The organism is Microbacterium sp. (assembly GCF_032084865.1).
In the GTDB taxonomy this organism is placed as follows: domain Bacteria; phylum Actinomycetota; class Actinomycetes; order Actinomycetales; family Microbacteriaceae; genus Microbacterium.
Window position 1 is genome coordinate 22,267 of sequence record NZ_DAMDLU010000013.1, and the last position, 9,179, is coordinate 31,445.

Below are 9,179 nucleotides of genomic sequence, written 5' to 3' on the forward strand. Positions count from 1 at the left end.
GCCCGCCGCGTCGTCCGCCCTCACTGGGTCCCTGAGCCTGTCGAAGGGCCAGTGAGGGCGGACGACGTGCACCGACGGAGAACTTCGTGCTGCGAACTATCGGCAAGCGGCTGCTGCTGCTCATCCCCACGCTCTTCGGCCTCAGCATCCTGCTGTTCGCCTGGGTCCGCGCTCTTCCCGGCGGACCCGCGGTCGCCCTGCTCGGCGAGAAGGCCACACCTTCCGCGATCGAGCAGGTCAATCAGCTGTACGGCTTCGACCGGCCGCTCATCGAGCAGTACGTCACCTGGATCGGCAGACTGCTGCAGGGTGACTTCGGCTCATCGATCGTCACCTCCCGGCCCGTCGTGGAGGAGTTCTTCCGCCGCTTCCCGGCCACGATCGAGCTCAGCGTCGCGGCGCTCATCTTCGCGGTCGGCGTGGGCATCCCGCTCGGCTACTGGGCGGCTCGCCGCCACGGCCAGTGGACCGACCACAGCGCGGTGATCTTCAGCCTGATCGGAATCACCATCCCGGTGTTCTTCCTGGCCTTCATCCTGAAGTACATCTTCGCCGTGCAGCTGGGCTGGCTGCCGTCGGACGGCCGCCAGAGCCCGCGGATCAACGCCACGCACGTGACCGGCTTCTACGTCTGGGACGGCATCATCACCGGCGAGTTCGACGCGTCGTGGGATGCCATCCTGCATCTGCTGCTGCCGGCGCTCGCGCTCGGCACCATCCCTCTGGCGATCATCGTGCGCATCACCCGGGCCAGTGTGCTCGAGGTGCAGAACGCCGACTACGTCCGCACCGGCAAGGCGAAGGGCGTGGCGCCCTCGACCCTGCGCAACCGGTTCATCCTGCGCAACGCGATGCTTCCCGTGATCACCACGATCGGCCTGCAGACCGGCCTGCTGATCTCGGGCGCGGTGCTCACCGAGACGGTGTTCGCCTATCCCGGCATCGGGTCGTTCCTCGCGCAGTCGATCTTCGCGCGCGACTTCCCCGTGCTGCAGGGCTTCATCATCTTCATCGCGATCGCGTACGCGCTGATCAACCTGGCCGTCGACGTGTCGTACAGCCTGATCGATCCGAGAGTGAGGGTTCAGTGATGAGCGCAGTGCTCCCACCCGCACAGGGCGGTGAGGTGCTCGACACCGTCGCCGTCGCACAAGCCGATCTGACGTCGGGCGGCGGCTTCTGGCGCGACGTGTTCCGACGCCTGCGCCGCAACCCGGCCGCGTGGTTCGGGGCCGTGATCGTGCTGCTGTTCCTGCTGGTCGCGGCGCTGGCGCCGCTGCTCGCGCCCTATCCGGAGCGTGCGCTGCCGGGCACCGAGTACATCACCCCCACCGCCATCCCCGGGATCGGAGAGATCGACGGCTTCCCGCTCGGCCTCGACCGCTTCGGCGGCGACGTGCTGTCGAAGCTCATCTGGGGTGCGCAGGCGTCGCTGCTCGTCGGTGTGGTCTCGACCGCGCTCGGACTGGTCGGCGGCATGGTGCTCGGACTCCTGGCCGGCACGTTCGGCGGCTGGGTCGACACGCTGATCATGCGCATCGTCGACATCATCCTCTCGGTGCCCAACCTGCTGCTGGCGGTGTCGATCGCCGCGATCCTCGGACAGACTCCGTCGGCGGTGATGATCGCCATCGGAGCATCCCAGGTGCCGATCTTCGCGCGCCTGCTGCGTGCGTCGATGCTGCAGCAGCGCTCGGCGGAGTACGTGCTCTCGGCGCAGACCCTCGGTCTCGGCCGCGGCCGCATCACCATGTCGCACGTGCTGCCGAACGCCATCGGCCCGGTCATCGTGCAGGGCACGCTGACCCTCGCCACCGCCGTCATCGACGCGGCGGCGCTGTCGTTCCTCGGTCTCGGCGGCGGGCGACCCGAGACGGCCGAGTGGGGCCGGATGCTGACCTACGCGCAGAACGAGCTCGCGATCGCACCGCAGCTGGCCTTCCTGCCCGGCATCTGCATCGCCGTGACCGCGCTCGGCTTCACGCTGTTCGGCGAGGCGCTGCGCGAGGCAATGGACCCCCGGACGCGTGCGCGATGAGGAACGAGAAGATGAACACGAATCCGGATGCCGTGCGCCAGCCGCTGCTGCAGGTGTCGAACCTGGCCGTCGACTTCAGCACGATGGACGGCGTCGTGCACGCGGTCGAGGGTGTCGACCTCGAGATCGCCCCGGGCGAGACCGTCGCGATCGTCGGCGAGTCCGGCTCGGGCAAGTCGACCACGGCCATGGCCGTGATCGACCTGCTCGCCTCGGGCGGGCGGGTCACCGGAGGCAGCATCACCCTCGACGGGCGGGAGCTGGTCGGCATCTCGGAGAGCGAGATGCGGAAGATCCGCGGACGAGACATCGGCATGGTGCCGCAGGACCCGATGTCGAACCTCAACCCCGTCGCCAAGATCGGCACGCAGGTCGCCGAGACGCTGCTCGCGCACAACCTCGCCAACCGCGGCAACGTGCACCAGAAGGTCATCGAGGCACTCTCGGCCGCCGGCCTTCCCGACCCCGAACGTCGTGCCAAGCAGTACCCGCACGAGCTGTCGGGCGGTCTGCGCCAGCGGGCCCTCATCGCCATCGGGCTGGCCTGCCGGCCGCGCCTGCTCATCGCCGATGAGCCCACCAGTGCGCTCGATGTGACGGTGCAGCAGACGATCCTCGACCAGCTCGACGAGATGACGCGCGAGCTCGGCACCGCCGTGCTGCTGATCACACACGACCTCGGCCTCGCCGCCGAACGCGCACAGCGCGTGGTCGTGATGCATCGCGGGCGGGCGGTCGAGCAGGGCCCGGCGCGGCAGATCCTGGAGGATCCGCAGCACCCGTACACGCAGAGCCTGGTGAAGGCTGCGCCGTCGATCGCCGCAGCCCGGCTGCAGCCGGAGGTGTATGACGCTTCGGCAGGCTCCTCGGCGGGTGGGTCCCTGAGCTTGCCGAAGGATGCTTCGGCAGGCTCAGCAGCCGAGCAGCCAGCCGACAACATCGTCGAGATCGAGGGGCTGCGCAAGGTCTACCCGATCCGCGGGCAGGCGGAGGACTTCGTCGCCGTCGACGACGTCTCGCTCGCGATCCCGCGCGGCAGGACGGTGGCGATCGTGGGGGAGTCCGGCTCGGGCAAGACGACCACCGCGCGCATGCTGCTCAAGCTCATCGAGCCGACCGCCGGCACGATCCGCTTCGAGGGCAACGACATCTCCACGCTCGACCGCGCGCAGTCGCGCGAGTTCCGCCAGCGCGTGCAGCCGGTCTTCCAGGATCCGTACTCGAGCCTGAACCCGATGTTCACGATCGAGAGGCTGATCGCCGAGCCGCTGGACTTCTACAAGCGCGGCAACCGGGCCGAGCGTCGCGCGCGCGTGCGGACGCTGCTCGATGACGTCGCGCTGCCGCACTCGATGCTGCAGCGCTACCCGTCGGAGCTGTCCGGCGGTCAGCGTCAGCGCGTCGCCATCGCGCGGGCCCTCGCGCTCTCGCCCGACCTCATCGTCTGCGATGAGCCGGTCTCGGCGCTCGACGTGCTCGTGCAGGATCAGATCCTCACGCTGCTCGGCGACCTGCAGAAGGAGTACGGACTCAGCTATCTGTTCATCTCGCACGACCTCGCGGTGGTGCGTCTGATCAGCGACTACGTGTGCGTTATGAAGGACGGTGCGCTCGTCGAGGCGGCGAGCTCGGAGGAGATCTTCACGAACCCCCGCCATCCGTACACGCGTCGGCTGCTGGCATCCATCCCCGGCAACGAGCTGGGCATCGCGTCCTGACGCGGCGGATCACTCTCGCAGCCCGGGGTCGCGCGCCCAGCGTCGCGCCAGCGCGCGCACGCGCAGAGCGCGCGCCTGCCACGCGACCCACAGCACCGGCCACAGCAGCGCTGCGGTCGGTCCTCCGAAGGTGAGTCGGTCACGCCACAGCGTGCGGTCGGGTCGGCCGGGCTGAGCGGAGACCGCCATCTGGTGGTCCCACACGTCGAGCCCCGCGAGCGGGCCGGTGAGCGGGATGCCGCTGTCGCGGAGGATGCGCACCGGACCGTCCGGTCGATCGACCGTGCGCTCGCTGATGTGGATCAGCTGCGTGCCGACCGGGATGCGGCCGAACGCGGCCAGTCGCACGGGCACCTCGTCGCCGGGCGTCCAGCGCTCGGGCAGTCCCTGCAGCAGCGGCTGCATCTGCAGCAGGGGAGCGTACAGCTCGCCGACGACGCGGGGTGAATGCAGCGCCCGCCAGGCGGTGTCGGCGTCGCAGTCGATGGTGAACTTCAGCACGATGCGCATACTGCAGTGTCGCTCATACCCCAGCATCCGGCATTGGTCAAGGATTCCGCTTGCCATGTCGTGAAATCGTGCGTATAGTAGGTAGTTGCGCTCGCTTCTCCGTGCCCTCATATGGTGGTCGGCATTCGTTGAGCTCTCGAGCGCGTTCTCCACCGACGTCTAGGAATCGACCAGCCCCTGCCCGGGCTCACGGAGGTTACTCCCTTGGCTGCTGCTCGCAACGCATCCACATCCACCACCAACAAGAACGGCCGCGGAGTCTCCCGCCTCTCGTTCGCCAAGATCTCCGACACGCTGACGGTCCCCGACCTGCTCGCGCTGCAGACCGAGTCGTTCGGCTGGCTCGTCGGAAACGACGACTGGAAGGCACGCGTCGCCGAGGCCAAGAAGGCCGGCCGCAGCGATGTCTCCGAGGTCTCGGGTCTCGGTGAGATCTTCGAGGAGATCTCCCCGATCGAGGACCTCGGCGAGACCATGCAGCTCTCGTTCACGAACCCGTACCTCGAGCCCGAGAAGTACTCGATCGACGAGTGCAAGGAGCGCGGCAAGACCTACGCCGCCCCGCTGTACGTCGAGGCCGAGTTCATGAACCACCTCACCGGTGAGATCAAGACCCAGACGGTCTTCATGGGCGACTTCCCGCTGCAGACCGGCAAGGGCACGTTCATCATCAACGGCTCCGAGCGCGTCGTCGTCTCGCAGCTCGTCCGCTCGCCCGGCGTCTACTTCGACAAGACCCCCGACAAGACCAGTGACAAGGACATCGTCACCGCTCGCGTCATCCCCAGCCGCGGCGCGTGGCTCGAGTTCGAGATCGACAAACGCGACCAGGTCGGTGTGCGCATCGACCGCAAGCGCAAGCAGTCCGTCACCGTCTTCCTGAAGGCGCTGGGCATGTCGAGCGAGCAGATCCTCGCCGAGTTCGCCGGCTTCCCCTCGATCGAGGAGACCCTGGCGAAGGACACCATCCTCACCCAGGAAGACGCGCTGCGCGACATCTACCGCAAGCTGCGTCCGGGCGAGCAGGTCGCCGCCGAGGCCGCGCGCTCGCTGCTCGACAACTTCTACTTCAACCCGAAGCGCTACGACCTCGCCAAGGTGGGTCGCTACAAGATCAACCAGAAGCTCGGTCTCGCGGCTCCGCTCACCGACTCGGTGCTGACCGTCGACGACATCGTCGCGACCATCAAGTACCTGGTGCGCGTGCACCGCGGCGACGAGACCTTCTCTGGGCTCCGCGGCGGCAAGAAGGCCGAGATCCGCATCGCGATCGACGACATCGACAACTTCGGCAACCGTCGCATCCGCGCCGTCGGCGAGCTGATCCAGAACCAGGTCCGCACCGGTCTGTCGCGCATGGAGCGCGTCGTCCGCGAGCGCATGACCACGCAGGACATCGAGGCGATCACCCCGCAGACCCTGATCAACGTGCGTCCCGTCGTGGCGGCGATCAAGGAGTTCTTCGGCACCTCGCAGCTGTCGCAGTTCATGGATCAGAACAACCCGCTCGCGGGTCTGACCAACAAGCGCCGTCTGTCGGCCCTCGGCCCCGGTGGTCTCTCGCGCGACCGTGCCGGCGTCGAGGTGCGCGACGTGCACCCCTCGCACTACGGCCGCATGTGCCCGATCGAGACCCCGGAAGGCCCGAACATCGGCCTGATCGGTGCGCTCGCGACCTTCGCGCGCATCAACTCGTTCGGCTTCATCGAGACCCCGTACCGCAAGGTCGTCGACGGTGTCGTGACCGACCAGATCGACTACCTGACCGCCTCCGAGGAGGTCGACTACAACATCGCGCAGGCCAACGCGCCGCTCGATGCGAAGGGTCGCTTCCGCGAGAGCCACGTGCTCGCGCGCCCGAAGGGCGGCAGCGGTGAGGTCGACCTGTTCCTCCCGGAGGAGATCGGCTACATCGACGTCTCGCCGCGCCAGATGGTGTCGGTCGCGACCTCGCTCGTGCCCTTCCTCGAGCACGACGACGCGCAGCGCGCGCTCATGGGCGCCAACATGCAGCGTCAGGCCGTGCCGCTGCTCCGCAGCGACTCGCCTCTCGTCGGAACCGGTATGGAGGGCTACACCGCCATCGACGCCGGTGACGTGATCACCGCCGAGAAGGCCGGTGTCGTCTCCGAGGTCTCCGCGGACCGCGTCGTGGTCATGCTCGACGAGGGCGGCACGCAGGAGTACCACCTGCGCAAGTTCGACCGCTCGAACCAGGGCACCTCCTACAACCAGAAGGTCGTCGTCAACGCCGGTGAGCGCGTCGAGGTCGGAGAGGTCATCGCCGATGGCCCCGCCACCGAGAACGGCGAGCTGGCCCTCGGAAAGAACCTCCTCGTCGCGTTCATGACGTGGGAGGGCTACAACTTCGAGGACGCCATCATCCTGAGCCAGGACCTGGTGAAGGACGACACCCTCTCCTCGATCCACATCGAGGAGTACGAGGTCGACGCCCGCGACACGAAGCTCGGCAAGGAGGAGATCACCCGTGACCTCCCCAACGTCAGCCCGGAGCTGCTGAAGGACCTCGACGAGCGCGGCATCATCCGCATCGGCGCCGAGGTCCGCCCCGGCGACATCCTCGTCGGCAAGGTCACGCCGAAGGGCGAGACCGAGCTGTCGGCCGAGGAGCGCCTGCTCCGCGCGATCTTCAACGAGAAGAGCCGCGAGGTCCGCGACACCTCTCTGAAGGTGCCGCACGGCGAGCAGGGCACGATCATCGCGGTCAAGGAGTTCAACGCCGAGGACGGCGACGACGAGCTCGGCTCCGGCGTCAACCGCCGCGTCGTGGTCTACATCGCCCAGAAGCGCAAGATCACCGAGGGTGACAAGCTCGCCGGCCGCCACGGCAACAAGGGTGTCATCGCGAAGATCCTCCCCATCGAGGACATGCCGTTCCTCTCGGACGGCACGCCGGTCGACATCGTCCTCAACCCGCTCGGCATCCCGGGCCGAATGAACTTCGGCCAGGTGCTCGAGACCCACCTCGGGTGGATCGCGAAGCAGGGCTGGAAGGTCGAGGGCACCCCGGAGTGGGCCGCCAAGCTGCCGCAGCAGGCCTTCGAGGCCGCGCCCGGCACCAAGGTCGCCACCCCGGTGTTCGACGGTGCCAGCGAGGAGGAGATCTCCGGTCTGCTCGACTCGACGCTCGCCACCCGTGACGGCCTGCGCCTGATCGACTCGAGCGGCAAGACGCAGCTGTTCGACGGCCGCTCCGGCGAGCCGTTCCCGGCGCCGATCTCCGTGGGCTACATGTACATCCTGAAGCTCCACCACCTGGTGGACGACAAGATCCACGCCCGCTCCACCGGTCCGTACTCGATGATCACCCAGCAGCCGCTCGGTGGTAAGGCGCAGTTCGGTGGACAGCGCTTCGGTGAGATGGAGGTGTGGGCCCTCGAGGCCTACGGTGCGGCGTACGCCCTCCAGGAGCTCCTCACGATCAAGTCCGACGACATCCTCGGCCGCGTCAAGGTGTACGAGGCGATCGTCAAGGGCGAGAACATCCAGGAGCCCGGCATCCCCGAGTCCTTCAAGGTGCTCATGAAGGAGATGCAGTCGCTCTGCCTGAACGTCGAGGTGCTCTCGGCTGACGGCACCGCCGTCAACCTGCGGGACACCGACGACGAGGCCTTCCGCGCAGCGGAGGAGCTCGGCATCAACATCTCCAGCCGTTTCGAAGCCGCGTCGATCGACGAGATCTGACGCTTCGGCAAGCTCACGGCCCTTCGACGCGCTCAGGGGCCAAGGATGAATTTTCTACACAGGAGAACTAGTGCTCGAATCAACCACTTTCGATGAGCTTCGAATCGGCCTGGCCACCGCTGACGACATCCGCGGATGGTCCTTCGGCGAGGTCAAGAAGCCCGAGACGATCAACTACCGCACGCTGAAGCCTGAGAAGGACGGCCTCTTCGGCGAGCAGATCTTCGGACCCTCCCGCGACTGGGAGTGCGCCTGCGGCAAGTACAAGCGTGTCCGCTTCAAGGGCATCGTCTGCGAGCGCTGCGGCGTGGAGGTCACCAAGAGCTCCGTCCGTCGTGAGCGCATGGGTCACATCGAGCTCGCCGCTCCCGTGACGCACATCTGGTACTTCAAGGGTGTTCCCTCGCGCCTCGGCTACCTGCTCGACATGGCGCCGAAGGACCTCGAGAAGGTCATCTACTTCGCCGCCTACATGGTGATCTCGGTCGACGAGGATGCTCGTCACCGCGACCTCGCCACGCAGGAGAACAACATCCGTCTCGAGCTGAAGACGCTCGGCGACCGCCGCGACGCGAAGATCGCGGAGCGGATGGCGAAGCTGGAGGAGGAGCTCGCTGCTCTCGAGGCGGAGGGCGCGAAGGCCGACGCCAAGAAGAAGGTCAAGGACGCCGCCGAGAAGGAGATGACTCTCACCCGCAAGGGTGCCGACGAGGCGATCGCCAAGCTCGAGCGCGTCTGGGAGGACTTCCGCACCCTCGAGGTCGGCGTGCTGCGCCCCGAGGACGACGTGTTCCACGAGCTGCAGGACCGCTTCGGCCAGTACTTCGAGGCGCACATGGGTGCCGAGGCGATCAAGCGTCGCCTCGAGACCTTCGACCTGAAGGCCGAGTCCGAGAGCCTGCACCTGCAGATCTCGGAGGGCAAGGGCCAGCGCAAGATCCGTGCGATCAAGCGCCTGACCGTCGTCAACTCGTTCCTCGAGACCGGCATGAGCCCGGCCGCGATGGTGCTCGACGTCGTGCCGGTGATCCCGCCGGAGCTGCGCCCGATGGTGCAGCTCGACGGTGGCCGCTTCGCGACCAGCGACCTGAACGACCTGTACCGCCGCGTCATCAACCGCAACAACCGTCTTCGTCGTCTGATCGACCTCGGCGCCCCCGAGATCATCGTCAACAACGAGAAGCGGATGCTGCAGGAGGCCGTCGACG

5 protein-coding genes and 1 pseudogene are annotated in these 9,179 nt (G+C 67.4%); 5 read left to right on the forward strand and 1 reads right to left on the reverse strand.

What is annotated here, in order from left to right; translation table 11 throughout:
* Window positions 1–86 precede the first annotated feature (86 nt).
* Genes RT309_RS02810 through RT309_RS02820 form a run of 3 tightly spaced genes read left to right on the forward strand, consistent with a single transcriptional unit; the run spans window position 87 to window position 3,756 of the window.
* Window positions 87–1,091, forward strand: a complete 1,005-nt coding sequence (locus RT309_RS02810; protein ID WP_313355130.1) for an ABC transporter permease — start codon at window positions 87–89, stop codon at window positions 1,089–1,091.
* Window positions 1,091–2,038, forward strand: a complete 948-nt coding sequence (locus RT309_RS02815) for an ABC transporter permease (protein ID WP_313355131.1) — start codon at window positions 1,091–1,093, stop codon at window positions 2,036–2,038. The genes RT309_RS02810 and RT309_RS02815 overlap by 1 nt, the downstream gene beginning before the upstream one ends.
* A complete protein-coding gene (locus RT309_RS02820) occupies window positions 2,035–3,756 on the forward strand; it encodes an ABC transporter ATP-binding protein (RefSeq protein WP_313355133.1) in 1,722 nt (573 codons plus the stop codon). The genes RT309_RS02815 and RT309_RS02820 overlap by 4 nt, the downstream gene beginning before the upstream one ends.
* A gap of 9 nt (window positions 3,757–3,765) precedes the next feature.
* On the opposite strand, the gene RT309_RS02825 is transcribed toward RT309_RS02820, so the two are convergent.
* Window positions 3,766–4,266 (reverse strand): hypothetical protein, encoded by a 501-nt coding sequence (locus tag RT309_RS02825; protein ID WP_313355135.1) that lies wholly within the window; start codon window positions 4,264–4,266, stop codon window positions 3,766–3,768.
* 204 nt (window positions 4,267–4,470) lie between these two features.
* Here RT309_RS02825 and RT309_RS02830 point away from each other — a divergent pair, with 204 nt between their 5' ends.
* Together RT309_RS02830 and RT309_RS02835 are read left to right on the forward strand one after the other, a co-directional pair.
* Window positions 4,471–7,971, forward strand: a complete 3,501-nt coding sequence (locus RT309_RS02830; RefSeq protein WP_313355137.1) for a DNA-directed RNA polymerase subunit beta — start codon at window positions 4,471–4,473, stop codon at window positions 7,969–7,971.
* A gap of 70 nt (window positions 7,972–8,041) precedes the next feature.
* A pseudogene (locus RT309_RS02835) lies at window positions 8,042–9,179 on the forward strand (DNA-directed RNA polymerase subunit beta'); the annotation flags it as partial.